Origin of the sequence: Deinococcus phoenicis (assembly GCF_000599865.1) — a bacterium.
GTDB classification, from domain to species: Bacteria; Deinococcota; Deinococci; order Deinococcales; family Deinococcaceae; genus Deinococcus; species Deinococcus phoenicis.
In genome coordinates, this window is the sequence record NZ_JHAC01000015.1 from 1 (window position 1) to 871 (window position 871).

At 59.5% G+C, this 871-nt stretch carries 1 protein-coding gene; it reads left to right on the top strand.

Annotated features, from left to right (window positions below):
- Positions 1-63: 63 nt before the first annotated feature.
- Complete coding sequence (locus DEIPH_RS05060; RefSeq protein ID WP_034354887.1) at positions 64-852, top strand: IS5 family transposase; 789 nt, start codon at positions 64-66, stop codon at positions 850-852.
- Positions 853-871: the final 19 nt, after the last annotated feature.

Genomic DNA, 871 nt, shown 5'->3' on the forward strand with positions numbered 1-871 from the left:
AGAGCGTGTTTGAAAAGTGCAGAGGGAACAGCGCAGCGGGCCAGGTTCTGGTCCGCTGTCTTTGTGAGAAGAAGACGGTATACCAGTGACCTGACCCGCCAGCAGTTTAAGCGCATCGAGGCCCTTTTGCCCGCCTGCAAAGCAGGTGGCAGGCCCCGGAAGGTGGAAATGTACGAAGTGGTCTGCGCCATCCTGTATGTCCTCCAAAATGGCTGCACCTGGCGCAATCTTCCTCATGATTTTCCCGCCTGGCAGACGGTCTACGGCTACTTCCGGCGGTTTCAGCGTGATGGGACCTGGGAAGCGGTCAACCGCTTCCTCCTCCGTAGGACACGGAAAAAAGCCGGGAGAAATCCAGAACCGAGTGCAGGCATCCTTGATGCCCAAACCGTCCGTTGCACACCACAAGCCGGTCTTCGTGGGGTGGATGCGGGCAAGAAAACCAACGGACGTAAGCGGCATATCGTCGTGGATACCTTGGGCTTGCTGCTGGTCGTCTTCGTGACCGCAGGCAGTGTGCAGGACCGCGTCGGTGCCCCCATCCTGCTGGGGAGCCTTGCCAAGCGTTTCCCCCAGCTCAGATATATCTGGGCCGATGGCGGCTATTCCGGTGAACTGGTGGCGTGGGCCAAACAGGTCCTGTCCTGGGTGGTCGAAATTGTCAAAGGCGTGGCAGGACAACGAGGCTTCGTTGTCCTGCCACGCCGCTGGGTCGTGGAGCGCACTTTGGCCTGGTTCACCCGTTCACGTCGCCTCACTCGTGACTATGAGGGCTTGCCTGAAACTACCGAAGCCTGGTTCTACCTCGCCAACATCCGCCTCATGTTGCGCCGCCTCGAACCCGCTCCCTGAGCCTTTTCAAACACGCTCT